30 protein-coding genes are annotated in these 23,680 nt (G+C 38.1%); 2 read left to right on the top strand and 28 right to left on the bottom strand.

Annotated elements, in window-relative coordinates:
* Positions 1-202, bottom strand: a 202-nt coding sequence (locus tag OCI93_RS14325) for a hypothetical protein (RefSeq protein WP_261626674.1), incomplete at its 3' end; no start/stop codon positions are given.
* 753 nt (positions 203-955) lie between these two features.
* Here OCI93_RS14325 and OCI93_RS14320 point away from each other — a divergent pair.
* On the top strand, positions 956-1,540 hold the full coding sequence (locus OCI93_RS14320) for a hypothetical protein (RefSeq protein ID WP_261591527.1): 585 nt from the start codon (positions 956-958) through the stop codon (positions 1,538-1,540).
* Between the two features lie 54 nt (positions 1,541-1,594).
* Here OCI93_RS14320 and fliP read toward each other — a convergent pair whose 3' ends face one another.
* The 26 genes from fliP to OCI93_RS14190 all read right to left on the bottom strand — a co-directional run bounded on the left by fliP (position 1,595) and on the right by OCI93_RS14190 (position 21,724).
* Positions 1,595-2,332, bottom strand: a complete 738-nt coding sequence (gene fliP / locus OCI93_RS14315) for a flagellar type III secretion system pore protein FliP (RefSeq protein WP_261591542.1) — start codon at positions 2,330-2,332, stop codon at positions 1,595-1,597.
* A gap of 1 nt (position 2,333) precedes the next feature.
* Entirely contained in the window at positions 2,334-2,627 is a 294-nt protein-coding gene (locus OCI93_RS14310; protein ID WP_261591526.1) for a hypothetical protein, read from the bottom strand.
* Positions 2,620-2,937, bottom strand: a complete 318-nt coding sequence (locus tag OCI93_RS14305) for a FliM/FliN family flagellar motor C-terminal domain-containing protein (RefSeq protein ID WP_261591525.1) — start codon at positions 2,935-2,937, stop codon at positions 2,620-2,622. The genes OCI93_RS14310 and OCI93_RS14305 overlap by 8 nt, the downstream gene beginning before the upstream one ends.
* A complete protein-coding gene (locus OCI93_RS14300) occupies positions 2,938-3,678 on the bottom strand; it encodes a FliM/FliN family flagellar motor C-terminal domain-containing protein (RefSeq protein ID WP_261626673.1) in 741 nt (246 codons plus the stop codon).
* Complete coding sequence (flgF, locus tag OCI93_RS14295; RefSeq protein ID WP_261591523.1) at positions 3,678-4,856, bottom strand: flagellar basal-body rod protein FlgF; 1,179 nt, start codon at positions 4,854-4,856, stop codon at positions 3,678-3,680. Before flgF ends, OCI93_RS14300 begins: the two co-directional genes overlap by 1 nt.
* Before the next feature lie 12 nt (positions 4,857-4,868).
* The gene (locus OCI93_RS14290) at positions 4,869-5,285 is read right to left on the bottom strand and encodes a flagellar hook assembly protein FlgD (RefSeq protein ID WP_261591522.1); all 417 of its coding nucleotides are present in this window, start codon (positions 5,283-5,285) and stop codon (positions 4,869-4,871) included.
* Positions 5,275-6,393 carry a hypothetical protein gene (locus tag OCI93_RS14285; protein ID WP_261626672.1) on the bottom strand — a complete coding sequence of 373 codons (1,119 nt, stop codon included), beginning with the start codon at positions 6,391-6,393 and terminating at the stop codon, positions 5,275-5,277. The genes OCI93_RS14290 and OCI93_RS14285 overlap by 11 nt, the downstream gene beginning before the upstream one ends.
* Positions 6,386-6,838, bottom strand: coding sequence for a hypothetical protein (locus OCI93_RS14280; RefSeq protein ID WP_261626671.1), 453 nt, complete (start codon positions 6,836-6,838; stop codon positions 6,386-6,388). The genes OCI93_RS14285 and OCI93_RS14280 overlap by 8 nt, the downstream gene beginning before the upstream one ends.
* Positions 6,828-8,150, bottom strand: coding sequence for a FliI/YscN family ATPase (locus OCI93_RS14275; RefSeq protein ID WP_261591519.1), 1,323 nt, complete (start codon positions 8,148-8,150; stop codon positions 6,828-6,830). The genes OCI93_RS14280 and OCI93_RS14275 overlap by 11 nt, the downstream gene beginning before the upstream one ends.
* Complete coding sequence (locus OCI93_RS14270) at positions 8,143-8,889, bottom strand: FliH/SctL family protein (protein ID WP_261626670.1); 747 nt, start codon at positions 8,887-8,889, stop codon at positions 8,143-8,145. The genes OCI93_RS14275 and OCI93_RS14270 overlap by 8 nt, the downstream gene beginning before the upstream one ends.
* Positions 8,889-9,248: a hypothetical protein gene (locus OCI93_RS14265; protein ID WP_261626669.1), complete on the bottom strand. Its 360-nt coding sequence runs from the start codon at positions 9,246-9,248 to the stop codon at positions 8,889-8,891. Before OCI93_RS14265 ends, OCI93_RS14270 begins: the two co-directional genes overlap by 1 nt.
* Complete coding sequence (locus tag OCI93_RS14260) at positions 9,238-10,623, bottom strand: flagellar M-ring protein FliF C-terminal domain-containing protein (protein WP_261626668.1); 1,386 nt, start codon at positions 10,621-10,623, stop codon at positions 9,238-9,240. The genes OCI93_RS14265 and OCI93_RS14260 overlap by 11 nt, the downstream gene beginning before the upstream one ends.
* Before the next feature lie 14 nt (positions 10,624-10,637).
* A complete protein-coding gene (gene fliE, locus OCI93_RS14255) occupies positions 10,638-10,934 on the bottom strand; it encodes a flagellar hook-basal body complex protein FliE (protein ID WP_261626667.1) in 297 nt (98 codons plus the stop codon).
* Between the two features lies 1 nt (position 10,935).
* Entirely contained in the window at positions 10,936-11,337 is a 402-nt protein-coding gene (locus OCI93_RS14250; RefSeq protein ID WP_261591514.1) for a flagellar basal body rod protein FlgC, read from the bottom strand.
* Complete coding sequence (locus tag OCI93_RS14245; RefSeq protein WP_261591513.1) at positions 11,337-11,708, bottom strand: hypothetical protein; 372 nt, start codon at positions 11,706-11,708, stop codon at positions 11,337-11,339. The genes OCI93_RS14250 and OCI93_RS14245 overlap by 1 nt, the downstream gene beginning before the upstream one ends.
* A gap of 9 nt (positions 11,709-11,717) precedes the next feature.
* The gene (locus tag OCI93_RS14240; protein WP_261591512.1) at positions 11,718-12,836 is read right to left on the bottom strand and encodes a flagellar basal body P-ring protein FlgI; all 1,119 of its coding nucleotides are present in this window, start codon (positions 12,834-12,836) and stop codon (positions 11,718-11,720) included.
* A gap of 2 nt (positions 12,837-12,838) precedes the next feature.
* Positions 12,839-13,405, bottom strand: a complete 567-nt coding sequence (locus OCI93_RS14235) for a flagellar basal body L-ring protein FlgH (protein ID WP_261591511.1) — start codon at positions 13,403-13,405, stop codon at positions 12,839-12,841.
* Positions 13,392-14,345: a flagellar basal body P-ring formation chaperone FlgA gene (flgA, locus tag OCI93_RS14230; RefSeq protein WP_261626666.1), complete on the bottom strand. Its 954-nt coding sequence runs from the start codon at positions 14,343-14,345 to the stop codon at positions 13,392-13,394. Before flgA ends, OCI93_RS14235 begins: the two co-directional genes overlap by 14 nt.
* A 4-nt stretch (positions 14,346-14,349) precedes the next feature.
* Complete coding sequence (flgG, locus tag OCI93_RS14225) at positions 14,350-15,126, bottom strand: flagellar basal-body rod protein FlgG (protein WP_261591509.1); 777 nt, start codon at positions 15,124-15,126, stop codon at positions 14,350-14,352.
* A gap of 2 nt (positions 15,127-15,128) precedes the next feature.
* Entirely contained in the window at positions 15,129-15,800 is a 672-nt protein-coding gene (locus OCI93_RS14220; RefSeq protein ID WP_261626665.1) for a flagellar basal body rod C-terminal domain-containing protein, read from the bottom strand.
* A gap of 2 nt (positions 15,801-15,802) precedes the next feature.
* Positions 15,803-17,875 carry a flagellar biosynthesis protein FlhA gene (gene flhA / locus OCI93_RS14215; RefSeq protein ID WP_261591507.1) on the bottom strand — a complete coding sequence of 691 codons (2,073 nt, stop codon included), beginning with the start codon at positions 17,873-17,875 and terminating at the stop codon, positions 15,803-15,805.
* Positions 17,876-18,928: an EscU/YscU/HrcU family type III secretion system export apparatus switch protein gene (locus tag OCI93_RS14210; RefSeq protein ID WP_261591506.1), complete on the bottom strand. Its 1,053-nt coding sequence runs from the start codon at positions 18,926-18,928 to the stop codon at positions 17,876-17,878.
* A 2-nt stretch (positions 18,929-18,930) separates the two neighbouring features.
* Entirely contained in the window at positions 18,931-19,677 is a 747-nt protein-coding gene (locus OCI93_RS14205; protein WP_261591505.1) for a flagellar biosynthetic protein FliR, read from the bottom strand.
* A 32-nt stretch (positions 19,678-19,709) separates the two neighbouring features.
* On the bottom strand, positions 19,710-19,973 hold the full coding sequence (locus OCI93_RS14200; RefSeq protein ID WP_261591504.1) for a flagellar biosynthetic protein FliQ: 264 nt from the start codon (positions 19,971-19,973) through the stop codon (positions 19,710-19,712).
* Positions 19,963-21,111 carry a tetratricopeptide repeat protein gene (locus OCI93_RS14195; RefSeq protein WP_261626664.1) on the bottom strand — a complete coding sequence of 383 codons (1,149 nt, stop codon included), beginning with the start codon at positions 21,109-21,111 and terminating at the stop codon, positions 19,963-19,965. The genes OCI93_RS14200 and OCI93_RS14195 overlap by 11 nt, the downstream gene beginning before the upstream one ends.
* A 124-nt stretch (positions 21,112-21,235) precedes the next feature.
* Complete coding sequence (locus OCI93_RS14190; protein WP_261591502.1) at positions 21,236-21,724, bottom strand: hypothetical protein; 489 nt, start codon at positions 21,722-21,724, stop codon at positions 21,236-21,238.
* A gap of 99 nt (positions 21,725-21,823) precedes the next feature.
* On the opposite strand from OCI93_RS14190, the gene OCI93_RS14185 reads away from it, so the two are divergent.
* A complete protein-coding gene (locus tag OCI93_RS14185; RefSeq protein WP_261626663.1) occupies positions 21,824-22,129 on the top strand; it encodes a hypothetical protein in 306 nt (101 codons plus the stop codon).
* Positions 22,130-22,145: 16 nt separating this feature from the next.
* On the opposite strand, the gene OCI93_RS14180 is transcribed toward OCI93_RS14185, so the two are convergent.
* Positions 22,146-22,820, bottom strand: a complete 675-nt coding sequence (locus OCI93_RS14180; RefSeq protein WP_261626662.1) for a sigma-70 family RNA polymerase sigma factor — start codon at positions 22,818-22,820, stop codon at positions 22,146-22,148.
* Positions 22,821-23,680: the final 860 nt, after the last annotated feature.

Here is a 23,680-nt window from a genome sequence, read left to right as displayed (position 1 = left end):
TATTGTAGGTACGCATCACGCCCAAGCCTAAGCCCAGCCCTTTCACTTGTTCATCTTGATTTTGTAGAACTAAATTACCCGTGGCTGCATTAACAAATATATTCTCTGATGCTTGTCCGTGTGCCGCACGATTGCTTTGTCCCAAAAGTGAAGTTGAATTGTTGAAAAAACCGAGTCCTTCGCCTGAAATAACAGTTCCCATGGTGCGCCCTTTGCAGTTTATGTTTAGCTTATATACCTCTTCCAAGATTTTTTCGAAATGTTTAATAAAAAGTACAATTTTTTTATTCTTTTCTTCCATTAAAAATAAAATAATATAATTTTCAATGGCCTGTAGTTTTAAACTTCAAAATTAAAAACATTCATCGTCTATAGCCCTACATTAAAACTCTCACCAGCACCTGATGCACTCTTAACATCGTGTGCTTTAGTCAGCAGCAGCCGCTATTGTAACTAAGTACAAATAAAACAAAGAGATAAGCTGATTACCTCTTTGTTACTTTATAAATGAAAAATCAGCAACCTCACAAAAAGTCCGTATTATTGGCATGGTTTTATACGATGATTTTTTCATAGCAAGTGTGAATCAACCTTTTTATTATTTAGGTTATGTCTAATGCAATAACTTTAATGCATTAGTGAAAGTAAAAGCCTAAATACGCTATGTATGTAAATGAGTTTAAAAAACAAAAAACATGAATCTATACTCAAGTTTAAATATATCCTTGTAACATAAGTTTATATATCTTAACGTTATAAAACGCATCTACAGGCATTAACAATCATCTACTAGGCTGCTTCAAGGTAACTTAATTTTCTCATAAAATTAGGCCACTCAATACAACCACCAAAAGTGAGTAATAAACAAACTCAGTTACCGAAGCTGCAATTTGCACATAGCCATAAAACAAAAATTCAATTATGATAGGTGAACGATTGAACAAAGAATTTAGTCATGGAAACTTCAGAAGAATTGGTACTAACAAGCATAGAAGAGTTAATTAACGATTTTCCTAAAATTATAAAAAACCAGCAGTATGATAAAATATCAGAATTAATAAAGCTGCAACCACACAGCTTTGAATTGCACTTTTTAGACGGCTCATATCATGCTGAGCATGGTGTTTACGAGCAAGCAAAAGATGCGTTTATACTCAGTATAAATATTAACCCCGATTTTAACATATCACGATTTCAACTGTGTTTTCTTGCAGTTATCAATCAAGACTTAGATACATTTAACACCTATATAGAACCGCTGCTTGAACTAAACAGCAATAACTATCTGGCTCTTTTTGCAAATGCACTTGTTAATATACTACATGACAATATAGAGCAAGCAAAAAGCAACCTCAGAGACGGTATGCTTTTAAATGACGAAAACTTATCACTCAATGAGAATATGAATAAACTTTTATCTCTCATTAGCGAAGATGCTGAAAGTAGCAATAGTGAAACACAAGAAAATGTTACAGAAGATGAACTTAATAGCTCGACAAACTCTGTATTATTAGATATTTATAAAAATAAGTTTAATTAAGAATTAACAACCAAGTATAGAGCTATCTACTCTACACTTGGTTAACTTATAGTATTATGTAAAACTACTGACTAAAGATTGTGATATTAACGACCACCCGTCAATTAATACAAACAGCATTACTTTAATAGGTAGTGCGATAGAGATCGGTGGCAGCATTATCATACCCAAAGACATTAATACACTTGCCACTACCAAATCAATTAATAAAAATGGTATAAATATAACAAACGCAATTTTAAATGCCGTTGTTAATTCACTAAGCAAAAACGCTGGCACTAAGTAACTAAATGAAACCTCTTCAATACTTTTTGGCGGCTCTTTCTTTGCCATCTCAAGTATTGCTGAGAAGTCTTCTTCTCTAGTTTGGGATACCATAAACGCCTTCATATGTTTGCCACCATTATCCAGCGCAGTTTCTAAATTAATCGTATCACTGACGTAAGGGCGAACAGCTTCATTCTCTACCTTCTCCCAAACGGGTAACATAGTATAAAATGTTAAGAACAAACTTAGCGTAATAATAATAATGTTTGGGGGGGTTTGTTGTAACCCTAGCGCATGTCGTAGCATCGATAAAACAATGACTATTCTTGTAAAGGCAGTCATCGCAATCAACATGACCGGAATAAACGATAATACTGTTAAGGTAAGGACAGTTTTTAGCTCAGGTGCTAAACTGTCGAGTAGACCAGAGTTAGTTACTTCCTGTAGTAAGCTCGTTTGTGTACTCTCAGTGACTGCATATGCTTGGGGGAAGAAGCCAAGAAGTATGAACAAAAAGCTAATCATTTTACCCAATTTGCTCTACCTCTTTAATTAGTGTTTCGCCATGTAATTCAATAACGCCAAACTTCGATTCAAGCACAACATACTTCTTATCGTCTGTACACAATTCATAAACCACGCTTTGTTGGCTAAGCCTTGTTTTACTTAAAACTCTTACACCTTCATGCACTTCATGACTTTTTACATAGACAAATTTTAAATATATATAAACCGCAACCAGAAGCAAAGACACGACAGCTAATATGATTAACTGAAATTCGCCCACAGCTTCTGATTGCCTAAACTGAAGTTCATTCATCTGTTAAAACCGGAACATCCGTTATTTCTACACCAAATTTCCCTTCGGCAGCCACAAGTCGACCCATTGCAACTACATTACCGTTTAAACAAAGTTTGATAGTATCTTGCGTGCTTTGCTGAAGTTTAACGACTTCGCCAGCCTCTAAAGAGTACAACTTATCTAAAGAGATTTCCGTATCTCCAACTATACATTCAAGTTCAACTTGCACGCCTTTTAAGACTCGCTTGTCTAAACCAGAAAACACCTTCGTACCTGTTCCGCTGTCTTTTGCTACTTCTGTAAACTCTACCGGTTGAACGTCTTTCATTTACGACTCCAAAAATATAATTGCTTTACTATTATCACGCTCGACTAAATAGCCTGATGCCACATTATCTGCTTGGTTAACACCGACAGGGATTGGCTTTTCAACTTCCTGCTTAAGCATAATGACATCACCTTGTTTTAAACACATAACATCCACAAAGTTAACAGGTTCAGTTTTTAGTGATACGCGCATTGGCAGCAAACTGTATTTTGCAGCTTGCTTCAGTGGGCTTACAACCTTCTTATTTTGATCGCTACTAGATGACTCTAACCACACCTGAATTACATCAGCAGTTAAGTAAACAGACAGTGAAGCCTTTTCCGATATCAGCTGCATCTTAATAACTGGCTGTTGCTTACAATTTTTAACCGAGCTATTAATAGCAAACCCAGCAAAAATTTTATTACGTAAATCAAAATACACATTATCGATTGGATCTGTATCTAATGTTTGCAGCAAAACCTGCATGGTATTTTCATTACAGTTAAACATTTGCTGTAATAATATTTGCTCGCTTGATGCTGTATCTGCATAAATGCTAATACCCGATTCATGCATATCTTCCATTTGACTTTGTGTAAGCGAAAGTGCACAAAATAGCTGTTCGTTAAAAACTATATTTACGTCAAACTTGCAGCTGCTAAACCACGTTTTTTGCCATTTGCTGACTTGTTTATTTAACAAACTAGTTATGGCCAATCGTGTTTCTTTATCAAATACACCCGCACTCAAAACTGACATTATCGGCCTCTAGTATTCTCATATAGCTGCTCTAGCAACTGGTTTGATACATTAAGCAACCTTGAACTTGCTTGATAACCACGCTGAATAACTAACATGTCTGCAAATTCACGCGATAAATCAACGTTTGATAGCTCAATACTCTTTCCTGCGATACCACCCAAGCCAGCAGTGCCTGCCTTGCCAAAAGTAACCCCAGAGTTTCCTTGTGCAATAAACATATTACCATTAACGAGCTTTAGAGAACTTTCGTCTTTAACTTGTGCTAACGCTAAAGATGGGCCTTTCACAGTCTCCCCGTTGCTATATTTTAATGCCAAAGAGCCATCCGATGAAAACTCAATACTTGTTAGAGACGCAACCGCAGACCCATCCTTAACATCTGCCTTAAGTGTTGAGGTTTCCCCTGTATCCATCGATGTTGACTGAGAAAAGTTTGATGGGCTGCCTAGTGCAAAAGTCACCGCAGCACTACCGCCCATTGAATCTTCAATATTAACTGAAAATGAAGCTTCTCCTTGTTTAGGTGTACCATCAGGTCCAAAAGTAACCTTAGATGTTGAAAGAACAACACCAGGAGCTGACGATTTACTTACATCAACACTCCATTCACCCGTAACTGTGGTACTTTTTGTGAACTTCAATGTCAATTCAATTTCTTCACCCAGCTTGTTAAAAACTTTTACACCTGATATTTCATGAGATGAAGCACCACTTGACAAGTTACCGCTTAATTCAACAGATGTAGAAGCTTTAGGTGCTTGCATTTTTAGACTGCTAATATCAAATTCTGACATAGCGCCAGTATCACTTAAACTCGCAACACTTAGCCCACTATTTTTATCAACAAGAATACCTTCACTATTAAATGTGAATTGTCCAGCACGAGTGAGATACTGTTCATTATCTTGCAACAAAGTAAAGAAGCCTTGACCACTAATCGCAACGTCTGTTGCATTTCCTGTTTGCTTGATATCTCCAGGAGTAAACCGGTACCCTAAACCAGATATTTGCGTGCCAATCCCCCCATTCCCCTCACCACCGCTCAAGCTGTCATAAAATGTATCAGCAGCTCGAAAACCTGGGGTATTCATATTCGATATATTATTACTCACTGTATCTAGGTTTTTTGAGAATGAAAGCATTCCCGAAAGCCCGTTAAAGAAGGCTTGAAACATAATTAACTCCCGTTATTGTTGTACCACAGTCACTCGACTTAACGATACCTTATCGATAAAGCTACCTTCGGCACTTTTTATTGTTAATGTTGGTCCATTCGCGTCGTAGTGAACAGCTTCAATGGTGCCATTAAACTCAGAGCCCGATTGCAAATTAACTTGCACGGTTTTTCCAAGTAAATTTAATGCCTGATTCGATGAGTTCATCGATAGCAGACTTTGTAACTTGTCATTAGATTGACGCGTTTGTTCCAGCGCAGAAAACTGTGCTAACTGTGCTAAAAACTCTCTATTATTTAACGGCTCTAATGGGTCTTGAGAATTGAGCTGGGCCAAAAATAGCTTTATAAATTCATCTTGAGAAACATTGCTGTTTTCATTAGTTGCATTAGTTGCTCCATTTACCTGACCAATGCTTTCAATTGCCATTGAGACCTCCTTTTCTCCAAACAGTAACACCGTTAAAGCTATATTCTTGTATCTTGGCGAGCATTTCATCACTCGCTAATTGACTCATCCAAGACCTAATTGCATAGCTATGATCCTGACCACTAAAGTAGTCTCTTGCTGATACTTTTAATTCATTTTGCTGCGTAGAAAACACATATAGTGCTTGTTCAGAGTGAGGTTGATAGCGTAAATCAAAAAACGGTTTTACAATCTCAACAGCACTTTTATTACTTACTTGCCCACGAACCTGCTGGTATAAAGCGCGACCATAGGAACTCGCTTGCATTAGCTTAAAGCTTTGCAATTGCTCAGCTTTAGCTTTAACACTTGGTTGTAATATGTGTTTTTGCATTGGTAAAGAAGGGGAATTTGCGGTTCTCACTTGCTGAGTATCAGCCACTTCACTGGCAGTTTTAAGTTGTGACAAATATCCTGTTGCCAATCGCCCCCAAGACACAGTAACTTTAACTTCGGTTACCGAGGTTTGGCCTATACTTTGCGTTTGAATTGAGAACGTTACCGCATTATTAGTCAGGTTGACTTGCTGCTTATCGCCACTGGTTTCTGTGTTGTCTGGTTGCTTGCCAAGAACTTGTCCTGAAAATAGCAATGTCAAACTATTTTGCAGTTTACTTTCTAAACTTTCTTGTTGGCTATCAAGTTGCTCACTTTGCAATTTGCTTTCTTGTTGGCTAACAAATTGCTCACTTTGCAATTTGCTTTCTTGTTGGCTATCAAGTTGCTCACTTTGCAATTTGCTTTCTTGTTGACTAACAAGTTGCTCACTTTGCAATTTGCTTTCTTGTTGGCTAACAAGTTGCTCACTTTGCAATTTGCTTTCTTGTTGGCTACCAAGTTGCTCATTTTGCAGATTGCTTTCTTGTTGGCTATCACTTTGCCATTGTTCTGGTGGTCTCGACGGAGAAAAGATCACACCATTTTTTTTACTGTCTGCGAGGTAAGACGTATTTGGTACACTTAACAACTCCAAAAACTGCGAGTCTAAGCCATTTTTATTATTTGGCTGGCCTGTATTCCTGCCATCTAGCGACTTAGCGTTAAAAGCTGAAACTAAACTGTCAAGCACGGTGCTTCCCTCCCATATTGATAACCCATAGCTGCTCCAATTGTTTATCTTGCGCTTTATGCAACCTCTGCAGTTCCTGCAGCTCAAATTTACCTGCTTGGTTGTCTATGACTTTTTGTTTAAGCTTAAGTAATTTCAACTCTTGCTCTAACGTTTCTCGTTCCAGCTTAAGCTCATTTATACGCTCGCTCAATTGAGACATAGTACGAGTTAAAGACGCTACATGATTCAAAGTAGCTTGATGCATCTCTGGGATCACGTTCGCTTTAAAGAAGTAATTATTTGTCTCATCTAGTTTCTGAGCACAACTTTTATGCTGCGCTTGTACATCATCGATTCTCACAATTAACTCGTTAATCTGGGCTTGCTTAGTCGTAAAACGATGCTCAAATAACTGAGCATACTGCCCACACAAGCGCGCTATTTTAAGGTTATTAGACATCATGCAACTCCAATTCATTTAGGCACTTAAACATCGTATCTCTATTAATGTGCTTATTTTTCGGCTGCTGTAAGAAGTCACAAATTGCCTGATAATTATTTTTTATATGTTGCGCATTAGAGTTTTCACCTTCAACCATGCCAATTTCAAGCAGCTCTTTATTATCTTCATAGTTGAGCCATGCTTTGCGCACTTTAAGTAATGATTCTCGTTGTTCAACTGTCGATAAATCTGTAAATAATCGACTAACAGATTTTAAAATATCAATGGCTGGGAAATGATAGCGTTCAGCTAATTGCCGAGTCAGTACGATATGACCATCCAAAATCGCACGTAGAGTATCTACAACAGGATCATTAAAGTCATCATTCTCCACCAATACTGTAAATATCGCTGTAATAGAACCGCGGCCTTTGAATTTTCCACAGCGCTCAACTATTTTAGGGATCGCAGAAAATACCGATGTGGTATAGCCTTTGAGTGTAGGAGGCTCGCCAATTGCTAACCCTATTTCCCTTAACGCCATAGCAAAACGCGTCATAGAATCAATGGTTAATAGCACTTCTTTGCCTTGTTGCGAAAAATACTCAGCCAAAGCCAAAGCATAATTAACTGACTGGACGCGAACTAACGGCGACTCTTGTGCTGTTGCAGCAATTACAATTGAATTTATGAGGCCTTCTTCACCTAATGTGCGAGACACAAATTCTTCAACTTCTCGGCCTCTCTCTCCGACCAACACAACGATGTTAACTCTGTCATCCGTCAATCTGTTTTTACATATATCGCTAAGTAGACTGCTTTTACCAACACCACTACCTGAAAATAGGCCCACTCTTTGACCCGCGCCCAATGTCAAAAATGTATCAATCGCCGTGATGCCTGTATCAAATACATCAGAAATTGGTTCCCTATCCAGCGGGTTAATTGGTGCAGAATCCATTTCTACGTCAACGGCTTCTTCAATTACACCTTTACCATCTATTGGTTTGCCAAATGCATCGATCACGCGACCCAAATAATTATCACCAACAGGCACCGTGACGTTGTGACCTAATGACACCACTTTACTTCCATACGTCACACCACGTAAGCTTTCAAACGGCAGAAGCAATACCTTTTGCTCTCTAAAACCAACAACTTGGCATAAAATTTCAGATTGGCCTGATTTTGGGTATATCTTACAAAGTTCACCAATGTATGTACCCGGGCAATTTGCCTCGACCACAAGTCCGATGGTCGTCACAACAAAGCCCTTACTCACTTGACCTTCAATGTTATCCAGTGTTTGCTTGAATAACTTTAAATTAGTCAATGTCAGTACTCCTTTTTAGCTGTGCTAAATTTCTGCACCATGTATGAAGTTTCTCACTAAAGTTTGTCTCAATATTGCCATTGGTCAATTCAAGTCGAGTATCCCCAATCGCTAGTTTTTTATCTTCTTTTATTAATACGTTTTCATGTATCGAAGACGAAAACTGACTCTCTAAATGCTTATGGACAAATTGATAATCCTCAGTACTCAAGCACAAGATCACGTGCTTTGTCACTAAGTACTCTTGTGTTGCTCTTTTCAACACCTGATCTAAATAGTCGCCTTTTTCTAGCCTTTCACCTAGAAGCCTAAAGACGGCAAGTGTCATAACGTCATAAATATCTTTATCCTCAAGCTGCACTTGCGGAGTTAGCTGGTTTACGCTCTCGATTAGCGACACTAATGTTTGTTGCTTCGTGTCGATTTCTTTTCTCATTTCATCATGTTCTAACTGAGCTTGCTTTTGAGCATCTTGTAAACCTCGCTCTCGACCTTCCTTAAAACCGCGTTCAGACTCTGTTTTAACAATGGTTTCAATATCCTGTTCAAACATTTCAACAATAAGCTGTTGCCTTTGCTTAACATCCATATCCATCAATAAAGCTCTTACATCAGGCTTAGCATGAGCTTGTAAACCTGCAACACTGTGATAAGTTTGTTCAGTATTAGATTCGTCTATAGTCGAGACCACATCGGCATCAGTATTTGGACTATGATAAGTTTTAACGCTACCTATCATTACCGGCCCTCCTTGAGGCAAGTATTATGGGCCGAACGGTTCATTGACAAATGTTCATCTAGTAGTTTTCTTATACTTGGCGTCACCAGTTGTTCATTTGCTTTAACACGCTGTAAATATGCATAAACTTCGCTCGGAAGTTGCTCTATTTCAATATCCACTGGCTCATGTTCCGTTGAAAACTGTGCCAACAACTCTTTAGGGTTTTCAATACCAATCTGGTTTAAGGCCTTATATGCACTTTTTACTTGCCGACTGACTGTGGGGTTTAATTGACGTAATAACCACTCTCTATCTATCCAACTCAACGTAGTAAGCTTCAGTGCTACCATTTTGACAGGATCATGTTTAGCGTGCATTACTAGCCTCCTGAGCCTCTAACCACTGTGATACTTCTTGCAACAAAGCTTGACGTTCTTTTTTTGGTAAACGACGTCGTCTAATAAGCACAGCCCCAAGTAGCAAAATACTTGCAGGCATAAGAATCAAAAGCGCCATCTGGAAAGATGTAAAATTCAACGCCCATTGGTTTGTTGCTACTGCAGATGTTTGAAGCTTAGTGTGTGGTTGTGTAACTAATTCTGATTTTGAGTTTGCCACCTCTGCTGGAGGAGTATTTGTTAGGATAATCGGTTCAAAATATTCAATAGCGACCGTATCACCGCGCGCTTTATTCAAACCAGTAGCAGAGGCCAGCAAAGTCTTTAATTTAGCTATTTGTTGCTCCCCGACATTAGCAGTTAAAGCAACAGCAATACTGACTCTTTCAACATGACCTGCCAGCTGGGTGCTTTGTTCTGTTTTACTGCCAACTGAATATTCAAGCTCTTCATTTACCTGTAGTGAATTTGGTTCACTTTGCTCATCGTTGTTAGTTAAACCACGATTTGACGTTTTCTTACGAATGATAACGCCTTCACCACTTGGCCCTACAAGTAACGATTTCTCCACAGAACTCATCTTTTTATGACTCAATTCTACACTTGCAGATACGGCAAACTGTGATGGCATCATATAAAGCGCTAATAATTTTTCAACTTTTTGAATTAGTTGAGCTTCTTTTGCAGCGCTGCCAACTAATAATGCTTGCTCATCTGAATCAGCCGAACCACTTGACAACTGCTTTCCATGTTGCGAAAAAACGGTGACTTGTTCTGTATTTAAACCTTCAATAGCTGCTGCAACTAATGATTGCACCCCAGTTACATTGCGCCGTGTCATTTCATAACCTGGCTCGGCAAACAAAGTTACCGAGGCTTTTGCTGGTAAGCTGTCTGATGAAAACAGCTTTTTATCCGCCAAAGTTAGATGAACACGTGCGTAATTAATATACGAGAGCGACGATAGGGTTCTTTCTAACTCGCCCTGCATTGCGCGTTGAAACGTTACTTTTTGTGCGTGTTCAGTCATGCCGTAGTCGGTTTTATCAAAAAGCTCTAACCCGTGAGATAAAAAATTACTTCCCTGCGCTTGCTCTAATAACAGCTGACTCTTTCCAAGCTGTTCTTGATTAACTAATAATTCGCCACTAGACGTATATTTGTAATCCAGATTATTCTGCTCAAACTTTTCTATAAGCGCTGCTGACTGTTGAACATTATCAACAGGGATAGCTTGGTAGTTCGCTTTAACGACCCAAACAACAGCAAGTACCGTCAAAACAATGATTAAAGCGGCTGCTGCCATCATTGAACGTTTCTGTACAGGCGTTAATGTGGTAATTATATTTCCCATTTTTGAGTTCTCACCTAAATCTGCATTTTTGTAATTTCTTGATAAACATCAAGTAATTTATTTCTGACTTGAACAGCCATATTGAGCTCCAACCGCGCTTTTTCCATCGCAATCATAATTTCGTGAGACGGGATGCTTTCTCCCATTGCCACACGCTCTACGATACTGTTCGCTTCAACTAAATTACCATTGAGCTGTGCAACTTGAGCTAACATAGTATCCATAAATACGCTCTGTGGTTGGGTTGAAACGAGTTCTGCCACATCACTAGTTTTAACCAGCTCAGTTGAGCCAATTGCTAAGACTTCCATACTATTTCCCTATTTCTAGCGCTTTAGAACTCATGCTTTTATACGCATTAAACGCTTTTACATTTGCTTCATATGCGCGTGTGGCAGTGTTAAGGTTGAGCATCTCAGTTGCTAAATTAATTTTCGGCGCATAAACATAACCCTGATCATTGGCAAGTGCATGCTCAGGTTTAAACTGTGCCTGTACCAAACTCGTTTGCATAAGTAACTGATCAGCTTGCAGCTCTATGCGCTGCGCAAACGATAAGTTATTTACTGCACTTGACAGTTGTTGAACCTTATAAACACCTTCAGGTGAGGATGCTACAGAGTTTGCATTGGCAATGTTCAAAGATGCCGCCTGTAATTTTGCACGTTCAACTGCCATGCCCGACATACTTATAGCGTAAATATCATGTGCCACTATCGCTTTCCTCCTGATATCGCGAGATTCATTAATCCCAATTTTCTATTTAATACTTCAGCTAGCTTTCGATAACTACCAGACGCTTTCATTGACAGCGCCACCTCTTCATCAAGTGTCGCCTTCTTATGGCTTTGCTGTATATAGCTGGATTCTACTTCTTGCCACTGAGACGATAAGTTTGAAATCACTTGCGCTCGTTGCTCTGCAGGGAGAGCGTTAACTTCTGCCAACAAGGTCGAAAAATCAGCGCGTTGAGAACCTGCATTAGAAATACTGTGAGATGCAATATTTTCTAGAGCTAAGCGCTGCTGTGTAGCGGCAATATTCATTGATAATCTAAGCGCTTCTATAGATAATAAATCAGACATATTTTTCTCCTATTGAACCACTAACTCAGCATGCAATGCGCCGCTTTTCTTAAGTGCTTGCAAAATAGAAATAATATCTCGAGTTGATAATTTTAGTTTTTTAAGTGCGCTAATGAGCTCAGCAATACTCGTGCCTTGAGCATTTTGGTATAAAGCCTCATGATCTTCAGATACCGTGACTTCACTTGTTGGCGTCACTGTAGTTTGAATCCTACTACTTGGGTTAATTAGTACGCCATTAGGTTGAGAAACGTAAAAATCAGTGTCAATAGTTAGTTCAATTGAGCCATGGGAAATTACAACACCACCAATACGTATATTGGCACCTGAAACCAACGTACCAGTGCGCTCATTTATTACTACTTTTGACGCCACTTCTGGCACGACCCAAGCTTGTTGAATCAATGCAATTGCAGAGATCACAGACATACCTTCGCTTGGTGTAACCACTATTTTACCCGCATGCAAGGCTGTGACATCAAAACCTGTTGCCTTGGAAAGTGCTTTAACAATCCTGTCAGCTGTCACAAAGTCTGGATGCTTAAGCACTAAACTTAAAGTGCCGTCATCATTAACAAATTGGTTTTTAATTTCACGTTCAACAGTTGCTCCTTGTGGAATAAACCCAACCGTAGGATGATTTCGTTGTAACACACTTTGATTAGCTTCAAATTTGAAACCTCCAACCGCTAAGTTACCTTGTGCTAAAGCATAAACTTTGCTGTTCGCCCCCTTAAGAGGTGTCATGTACAACGTCCCGCCAGTGAGACTTCTTGCATCACCAATAGAGGAAACATGTACATCTAATTTATCACCGGGTTGAGCAAATGCAGGTAAATCAGCGGTCACTATAACGGCTGCAGCATTTTTACTTTTTATATCATCCGTAGATAAAATCAGGCCAAAGCTTTCTAGCGTATTTTTAACAGATTGTAATGTTGCAAGGCTACGCGAGGAGTCTCCTGAGCCAGCTAAACCCACTACAATACCATACCCAACTAAAGCATTTTCACGCACCCCATCTACTCGAGCCAAGTCTTTAACTCTTACCGCTCCTGAGCCACTTGCATAAACAGTTGCACAATAGAACATCACAAAGCAGGTTATTGCCAAACTTAATATGCGCATTCCTAAAATCCTAACCATGTAAATAATTGAGACAACATACCTTCAGACTCAGGCTCATCACCTGTGAAGTTAATTTTTGCATTCATAATTCGCGAAGAAAGTAGCGTATTGTTTGCCATAATATCGACAGCTCTTACACGACCTGATAATTCAATACTTTGTAACTCTCCATCAATGGTAATGTTCTGCGCCCCCTGAATAACTAAGTTACCGTGCAAGTCAATTTCACTAACAATGGCTGTAATTTGTGCCTTAATATACCCATTACGACTAGTAATCGCGTCACCGCTATACTCTGCGCCAATGCCTAAGCTATGTGGCCAAGTACCTTGCGGTGAACTGCCTGTAGCAGAAATTGACAAATCATTCGCATTGGACGTACCCGAACGGCTTTTTGCCTGTGCATTTTCAAGTACTATTACAGTTACTGTGTCACCAACTGACATCGCTCTTTTATCTGCTGTCAAAGAGTTAAATGAACTTTCATCAAATAATGACGTGGCATAAAGATTCAGGCTCAAAATTGCACATAGCACAATGACTAAGCCCTGTATTTTACTGTAAAACAACGACAACTCCTTTTTGTACAATTTTTGCTTTAATAGCCTGATTACTTGACTCAAGCATAATGTTGATCTCATCTTTCAATTGCCCTTCCCCCAATGCTTTCGCTTTTCCTGTGATAAACAAAGCACCGTCTTGCATCTTAAACTGCACTTGGTCACCTTGTTTTACTAATGGCTTTATCCTGGTATTGTTATTGTTAAGTACACTGCCAAACTTTAGGTTTCTACTAACGATCAAGTCTTTTACTACCATTTTATGGTTAGGCAGTTTTAAATGATTAATACGGTGCCATTGCCATTGAATATCAGCTGCGCTTAATAAAGTATTTTTCTTCTTATCAACAACCAGTACAGGACTTAACCGTTCAAATTCGAGCAACATAACAATAGAAAACTCATAGCCATTATCTAAATCAAGCGTCAACCGTTGTTTGCTAAAGACTGTATTGGGCGCGTAACTTTTTACAGAGACCTTGCTAGTTTTATGTGGCACACATAATCGCTCTAAATCATCATGAAACTTCGCAGATACCAGCCGTATATGACTAGACTCTAGCCACAACTCAACCTGCCGAGCAGCAACCTGCTCGATTTCAACTTTTGGTAACTGCCAACATTGTTTTAGAAATACCTGACGTAATCCAGTCACCTTCCAATCAACACTCAAATTAGGTGCAATTGCTTTCACACTTTTAGTAATATCCTGTGAAGTCAAACGATTAGCTAACTTTGGCCAAGCAATTTCAAGCGCTTTAACCTGATTAACTAAATGACTATTTGACCCTGAAACATCAGCGATACTTTCGATTAAAATGGTACCATTGCCTTGGTGCTGCATCTTATTTATACGCACAACTAAAGTAGGCTCCGCTGATTTAACTTTGGGTGATATAACGCATAACCCAATTAATAGATAGAACACAAAAACAGCAGAAAACCTCACAGCCCTAGCGCCTTAAGTTGTTAATAGTTTCTAGCACTTGATCTGACACTTGAATGATCCGAGCATTTAACTGATATCCTCGCTGAGCCAGCATCAAGTTAACCATTTCTTCATTCATTGATACATTCGATAACTCAGTAAAACCTTGTACTATCTGACCAACACCATTTTCACCTGGGGTGCTAAAATTAGGCTGTCCTGCCTGCTCAGTTGCACTATATAGATTATTACCCAAGCGCGTTAAGCCCTGTGGATTACTAAAATTAACGAGCTCTAATTGACCAAGTTCAACTAACTGTGTAGAACTGTCTACCCGAACTAAAACTGCGCCACTGGAAGTAAAAGTAACGCTGGTAACATCTGGTGGCAGTTGAATATTCGCACTTAACTTTTGCCCTTGAGACGATACTAAATATCCACTCTCATCCACTCGTAATCTACCTGCTCGTGTGTAGGCGAGTTCTCCATTTTGCGTTTCAACCGCCAAAAAACCATTACCATTAATTGCAATATCAAATGGATTACCCGTTTGCTTTAAATCGCCTCTTTCAAAGTTAACCATTTGCTCAGATGTGGTTACACCAATACCTTGTGTTTGCGATTGCTCAGATAGCTGCGTGTTTTGCATACTTGGGTTTGTTTGATATACCAAATCCACGAAATTAACATCTGAGCTTTTAAATCCTGGCGTTGATACATTTGCAATGTTATTAGAAATAACTTCTATTAATTCCTGCTGCGAGTTCATCCCTGTTTCTGCTATATATAAAGCTTCTATCATTGTTATTTTCTTCCCAATTCATTAATTCCAGCATTCATCATTTGGTCATATGCAGATGCTGCTTTTTGTAAACTTTGCACGTGTCTATTCAAATTAATCATGTGTGTCATTTGTTCACCTGAGTCGACATTTGAGACATTAATCGAATTTGCTTTTATGCGGGTGTTTTGTACGTCTGTAACTGGCCCAGAAAATGAGTACAAACCACCTGACTGCCCAGCAACAACTTGACCAACTTCAACAATTTTTAGTTGTTCCAGTTGCTGGCCATCAATAAACACTTGACCTTGTTCAGAGACTGATACTTGTCCACTACCAACATTTATTGCTCCATTGTCTCCAACTAATCGTCCGCCTGACACATGAGTCAGCCAACCTTCAGACGATACATGAAAGCGGCCATAACGAGACAAAAACAGTTGCCCATGTTTTTCAATGACAAAGTAGCCCTGTGATGCAATCGCCCAGTCAAGATTACGATCGCTGTCTTTCAATGCACCATATTTTGAAGATATGTTTTGTTGAGCGACTGTTTGGTTGTTTCCTAATGCAACATCAAAAGACTGTATTGCCTGATAGCCAGGAGTATTAACGTTAGAAACATTTTGGCTCACTGCTTTTAAATGTGCGAGATCTCGCTCAATACCTTGTGCAATCGCTTCGATAAATGCCATTACTATGCTGCCTCCATACTTTTTCTACTTCGCACTACACCTAAGTTTGTCACAGAAACAGCGGAAGGGATCTCTGAAATTGCCAACACATGTAGCTGAGGGATTACACGCTCTAACAGACGTCTTGTTGCTAGGCGGATCGGAGAGTGACAAACTAAGACAGCAGGTAAGCGCTTAGATATAGCCTGCTCTGTAAAGCCGGCTAACTGTTGAATAATTAGGTCTGTTAACTGTGGGTCTATCGCTAAAGAGCTATGCCCACTTTCGCTTTGCACACCAGAAATTAGCTGTTGTTCAACAATTGGTTCAAACGTAATAACATGCAACATATCATCATTATCTAACAAGGTTTGTACAATCTGAGCTTTAAGCTTTTCACGTACCTGCTCACACAAAAAATGTACTTCTTTTGATACTTTCCCTTTATCTACTAAACACTCGAGAATCATTTCAAGATTTCTAACCGACACTTTTTCTTTGAGTAGTTGCTGTAATACGTTTTGAATTTCAGAATAACTAAGTACGTTTGGAATAAGCTCATTCAGAAGGCTTGCCTGTGTACCTTCCAATCGGGATATCAATTTCTCAGTTTCAGCACGAGTTAACAACTCCCATGCATGAGATTTAATCATTTCGGTGAGATGAGTAAGTAAAGTGGTTTCCGCATCAACCACAGTATAGCCCGCTCTTCGCGCATTATTTGATTGCTCTTGTGACACCCAACAAGCCGGTAAACCATAAGTCGGTTCTTTTGCCTTAGTGCCTTCAACTGCATCTAGCTTTCCTTTAGGGTCAATTGCCAAATATTTATCGAAATATAAGCTACCTCGCCCAACTCGAGAGCCTAATATGCGCAGCTCATAACATCCCTCTTTCAAACTTGGATCATCAAGCAAAAATAGCTTTGGTGCAATAATTCCAAGATCTCTTGTCAGCTGCTTTCTAAACGTTTCAAATCGATCGAATAAAACATCACCTTGTTCATGTATTGCATCCGCAATTTCAGCTGACACCCCTAATTCCAAAGGCCGAATTGTTAGCATCGACTCAATGCTGTCTTCTTCTTTACTCTGTTCTGTGTTTTTATCATTATCACCGCTTTGCTTATCATCTATCGTCTTTGAACGACGATAAGCGACAATACCAAGCGCAAGGAAAATAATGCCAATAGACAACAACGGAATCACTGGCAAACCAGGCAATAGCATGGCACTAAACAATGCACATGAGACAATGAAAAGTGTTTTCGGTGACGAGGTTATTTGTCGCCCGAGTTCATCGCTTAAATGAGCGTCAGTGGCTGCACGCGTAATGATTATTCCCGTTGCTGTTGCAATGATCAATGAAGGGATCTGGGTTACAATACCATCGCCTACCGTAAGTAATGTGTAGGTCTGTAAAGCTTCTTCCCAACTCATGCCTAGCTGCGCAACACCAATCGTTAAACCGCCAATAATATCTATAAGTATGATGATAATACCCGCTATTGCATCACCTTTTACAAATTTACTCGCTCCATCCATAGCACCATAAAAGTTAGCTTCTTTCTCTATGTTTTCACGACGACTTTTTGCGGTATGCTCATCAATTAGCCCCATATTGAGGTCAGCGTCAATACTCATTTGCTTACCAGGCATCGAATCAAGAGTGAACCTTGCGGCAACTTCAGCCACTCGCTGAGCCCCGTTGGTTACCACAACATACTGCACGACGATAAGAATAAAAAATACGACTAAACCGATGATATAATTACCACCCACAACAAAACTACCAATTGACGAAATAACTTGCCCAGCATCTCCTTCATTTAAAATTAACCGCGTTGCAGAAATATTTAGGCCCAACCTAAATAACGTTGCAATCAGCAGCAAAGATGGAAAGGTAGAGAAGCTTAGCGGTTTATCTGTATAAAACGTAAGCATCAATATTAATAAGGCCAAACTAAAGTTGAGAATTAGTAATATATCTAACAATAGCGGAGGCACTGGTATAAACAGCATCATCAAAATGACGATTACTGCAATCACCAATAATAAGTCTTTGTTAGCCGCTAATATCGATGCGATCTTCTTCATTTATTTTATTCCTAATAACCATCGAAATATTGGGGCCAAATCGTCGAAACAATGTGCTGGAACTGGTTTATTCAAACGTGTTTCTTTATAAAGCTTTCTTGCTAATGGCTTATTTTGAATAGTTGGAACTGAGTAGCGACGTGCTTGAGAACGAATTTTACCTGCAAGTTCACCTTTACCAACCGCCATGACCACTGGTGCAATCATTGTTAACTTGTCATATTTCAGTGCGACAGCAATATGGGTTGGGTTAACAATAACGATGTCAGAGTCTTTAACCTGACTGAGTGCAGCGCTTTTTTGTAACAGCTCTTGTTGTATTTGCTTTTGTTTAGATTTTACCTCTGGGTCACCTTCGCGTTTTTTATGATCATCTTTTACTTCTTTACGGCTCATCATCATATTTTTCATAAAATCCCAACGATTAAAAATAATATCAAACAATACAAATGGAGCTGATAATAGAATAAAATATATACCAACCTTTATTAACATATTTAACCAGATGGAAGGTAAAATACTAACGGGAGATATCATTAACTCATATGCATACTCTATTAACGTTGAAGAAGAAAAATAGATAACCAATGTGAAAGCCAATAATTTAAAAACACTTTTTATTAATTCAAAAACTGTCTTTTTTGAAAATATCTTTTTCAATCCTGATGCGGGGTTTATCTTTTTAAAATCAGGTGTTATAGGAAATGAGCTCAAAACAAAACCTGTTTGAAATACATTTGAAAACACACCAAATAGCATAACAAAGCCAATTAGTGGAACAAAAATATAAAGCATTTCCATACTAACAAATCGGAACAGAGTTACTAAGGACTCAGATGTAAACGAAAAATCTGAAGAAATAAGAAATATACGTTTAAGTAGGCTTATAAACTGCATTGATATACTATCAAACAACATAGTAAATACAGATAAAAACACAATGCATGTTACAAGTAAGTTCAATTCTTGGCTTTTACTAACTTGTCCACGACCCTTTGCTTCTTTGAGCTTCTGGGGAGTTGGCTTTTCCGATTTATCTTGATCTTGCGACATAACTAAGACAACATCCCATTCCAAAAAATAAAGACCTGATTAAATAAGCGTTCAAATATAAACTTACTATGCATAGTAAATAAGCCGAGCAAAAATAACCCTGAAAAAATTTTTAATGGGAGCATTACAAAATAAATATTCATCTGAGGCATAGTTCTTGATAACAATCCAATAAACATATCCAGGCACCACATTAAAATTATTACTGGGGCAAACATAAATAGCCCAACAGTAAACATGATCGTAATTAAAGAAGCAAAATTAGGTAATTTTAAATCAAATAATCCAGCACCCACAGGTAGAACTTCAAAACTAAATACAATGCCTTCAATTAATTTGTAATGCATACCAGAAACATAAAAAATACAAATCGCTGCGGCTAAAAAAATACTGCCTAATAATGGGTCTTGGCCCTTATTGGTTGGATCGATAACGCCAGCAGCCCCAAAACCTATTTGCATATCTAATACGCGGCCCCAAAATGTGATAGTGACAAATGCGAGTTGAAGCGTAAAAAATAACGCTAAGCCAACTAAAAACTCTCCGATAATTGAAACAATCCACTGCGTTGCTTGTACCTCTACTTGTTGCTCTATCAAAAAACAACAAACAATAGAAAATGCAATTAAGAGTACAACACGCACAAAACCAGGTATCCTTTGCAAAGGTCCATAACCACTAGATATAAAAAATGGCATCAACCTTGACATGACCAATACAAACTCACTTGCGATACCAGTTAGATCCATACGACCCCAATCAACCCCTGCAACTAAATAGCTTAAAAGTTTTTAATGGACGATATAGTTTGAATCGTAAACTCTATCAACACATTTAGCATCCAAGGGCCTGCAATTGCCAGTACCGCAACAGATACAATTATTTTTGGCACAAATGTCAAAGTCATTTCTTGTATTTGTGTGACCACCTGAAAGACACTAATTAAAAGACCAACGACTAAAGTTGCCACTAGCAATGGCATAGCTATTTGCAAAGCAACTTGAAACATGCTGCCCAGATAACTGATAACAACATCAGTGCTCATTATACTTCCCAGAGCGTTCACTTATTATTTTCATTGACTTTTCAATTAGTTGCTGATACGTTAACTCATTCACATGACTTTTGGAGTTTAAAATACGTTCAATCATTTGTTTCGCAGAAGCTTCATTCCCATTTTTAGCACTGAGCAACGACTGGGCATAATGAGCTGTAAAACTATTCGGGTCTAAACGTAGTGACTTTTTAATTAACTTATTCGCTTCATCGAGCTTTTCTCTGTTAAGCTCAATAATTGCCAAGCCGGCATGTGAATCAGCAAAGCTCGGATTTAATTCAAGTGCACTTTGGAATTGTAATTCTGCTTTTTCTAGTTCATCGATAATTAAGTATGTCCAGGCTAATAAATGATAAGTACCTATATGATTTGGCATAAAAGTGACTGCTTTCTCAAATGCTATGACCGCATTATTATACTGCGCATGGTATAAATCTATTTGGCCAGCCAAGGACCAAACACGCCCAACATAGGGGTTAATTTGCAAGCATTTACCTACATATTTTTCAGCTAATGCGATTTCATGTTTTGCTAAGGCACATGATGCCAATGCAAGCAGAGCATCTAGCTGATATTCAAATTCTTGTATTGCATTATTGGCGAATTCTTCCGCATGTTCGTAATTGCCAAGATCAAGCCAACACATTGCATACAAACCAAGTGCTTCGGCATTTACATGATTTGTTATGTACTTATCCAACACAAGCTTTGCTAATTCTATTTCTCCACTCATATAATGTGCCCGAGCACACAATGTGTAAGTCATAGCAAGTATTTTCGAATCTGCCGGAAAATTGCTAAATGTCTCAATGCAGCCATCAAAATTTGACTCTTTAAATTGAATTAGTGCGTTAAAATAAATGCACCACTGCGATAGTATTAATTGATAAGTTACTAGATGTTGTTTTGCAGATGCTGTTTGCCCACTCTGGATTAATAATTCGACTGCACTAGCATGAACAGCTTGAGATTTTATCTGATCAAATGGAATCTCAGAATAAGCTTTAGCATATATTTCAAACTCTTTATGTTGAGAAATGCTAGTAAGTAGCTCCTGAAGTAACAGCTCATTTTTTTTATCATTTAACCAAAATGACATTAACTTTTCAGTTCTAGAAATATTCATTCTCTACTCACGTTTAGTCTCAAATCCATTTAGGCTGCGAAATGTACCAGATTTGTATCTCAGATCAATAGAAGCAACGCATTATTCGTAATTTTTTAGTGAAAAAATGTAAATTATAAATTTACTAGATTATGTGCGTCATACAGTGGCGAACGAAAGATGCTTTCCTAGTATCTTTCTTTAAATCACTAGCATTAGTATAAAAGCTTGAGTAACTCTCACAAAAGTCTTCTTGTGCATTTGTTGATGCATAATTTGAAACAAAATACTGACTGTTTGGAAAAATATCATTCACCCAAGTTACTCGCATCCGACTAGGTAGAATATGATTAAACACATGATGACCAATCTCATGATAGAGAACATGATAGAAGTTTTCTTCATGAATGATTTTATGAATTGTAATAAATTTACTGGGTAATCGATTGTATTGGCCTATCACGTTATAGTTAATTGGCCTCGGATTCACATAACTGCGCTGAAAAAAGCGTTCTGGATCATAGACGATGTATTGCAAACCCTTAAGGTGGGCATTGGGCACTTTCGCAATTGCAGTTTTAATTTGATCATTTGAAACGACTGTTTGCTTACAAAAATCTTTTATATATAGCACCGTACCTTCTCCACGATGTAAAAATCTATACTTGCAAAACCGTGCAATACCCGTAAGTTCACTTTATAATACCCACATAAAATCGATAGAGGTTTACTCATGCTCCCTCCAATAAATAAGTCAAAAGCTAATTTTGGTTATACCAGCGCTAAGCCAAAGGAAAAAAGCGATAAAACAAAAAAACAAGCAGTGTCTTCTTACTACCTTTCAGATCCAGCCCCTCCTTTAAAAGGACAAATAAGACAACTGGTCTTTAGCACCTTAAAGCATAAGTTTGGTGATAAACTGGAAAATGAACCTGAATTTATAAAAATGGTTGATACTGTATGCGCTCAGATAGAGCCTAGTATTACAAATTCACGAGACTTACAAAATCAACTTGATAAACTTCTAAAGGGCAACTAGCACTTCAAAAGTTTAATTAACTTTCTTCCAGCATTTTTGCTACTTCTCTAAGCGCAATGTTTCGTAATTGACTAACTCGACCTAAAGATAATCCCAAAATATCAGCCACTTCTGTCAAACTTTTTTCAAAACGATAATGCAGTGATAATATGGCTCCTTTGGGTTCATCCAACCTCAACACCGCTGCCATACAACTAATTTTAAGCCTTTCCATTTCATCGGATGAATAATAATGACCATCCAATCTAGTTTCTATAGCCTCTTCGTGTTCATATTCTAAAAGATACTCGAGTGCTAACTCTTCTATAGCGCCAACGAGCCCACTCGATGCAATTAAATCGTCTATTTTAGTGTTGCCATCGGGTGTTGAGCTGTATAACTTATTTTTATATGCGCAGTCATCTGAATATTTGAATACATGATTAAGAATGGCTCCACGTACCCTGTATTGTGCATAGCTTTTAAACTTTACTCCTTTATCCAAATCAAAACTATCCATAGCCTCCAGCAGGCCTATCATTGCATGCTGATAAAAGTCTTCTTTATCAGCACTGACTTTACATAAACGCTTTTGCCAACAAAGCGCTTCAATATCAGCCCACTGCTGATATTTTTCGTATAGGAAATGCCTCGCATTTTCACACTTTCGAATCTTCCAGTGTGACCACATTGTAATTTCTTGTTCGTCCATTTGCTCTAAATAACAATTGAATAGCTTAATAATACTAAACAGCTACTGCTTATTCCCATGATAAATTACACTATATGATCGAGCGCTAACATTGTTTGACTAAGACTAAATCTGTCTTTCTTATGTATCTAAAAATAACACAACCGCCCCACAATGGATACAGACAATTGACATAAACGCAATCAATCTAATGTTACTCTTTTGTTTTATAATACTTTTAATAATTCATTAATTTGCTAATCAGTCACTGAGAATTATGGATATGTTTATTCGTTAAAACTCTAATGGTTTACATTGAGAGCAGTATCAATCGCATAAAAAAATGATTAGGTATTGCGATAGATAAATGACTAAGTAATCAAGTAAAAATTCCGATATACAGATATTCTGCACACACCATTTTTATCGCATTTAATGAACCAATTAGCTTGCTAGAATGAGCTATTTTATTATAAAAGAGATGTGATACACCCCCTCATAAAAAACAGCAATAGTGGGGCTTCAAGGTATTAACTTATTCAAATATTTAAAACTTGCCTACTCCCATTTTTAAAACCGAAGATAGCCATGAGTTTTTAATCAGTCTATTTTTTGACAGCATACATACTAAAAGAATTGAGTCTCTAGCAAATGCTACGGCTGGAGTGATAAAAAAGCAGCTAAGATACCCATATCATCGGAGTTAGTTTATCTCAAATAGCAGAAAGCGCTGGTAAGCATTCGATTCAACAAGTTGCTCGTTTACTCAGAGCCCTAAAGTGAATGTGTGATCAATTTTTGATCTCTGGGTTAATTAAATATTTTTGTTTTGGCAAAATTAGCGTATTTTATTCAAGAGCCGTTAGGCTCTTGTCGCTCAA

It is taken from the genome of Pseudoalteromonas holothuriae, assembly GCF_945859825.1.
Lineage (GTDB): Bacteria > Pseudomonadota > Gammaproteobacteria > Enterobacterales > Alteromonadaceae > Pseudoalteromonas > Pseudoalteromonas holothuriae.
This window is presented reverse-complemented; position numbering and strand designations above follow the sequence as displayed.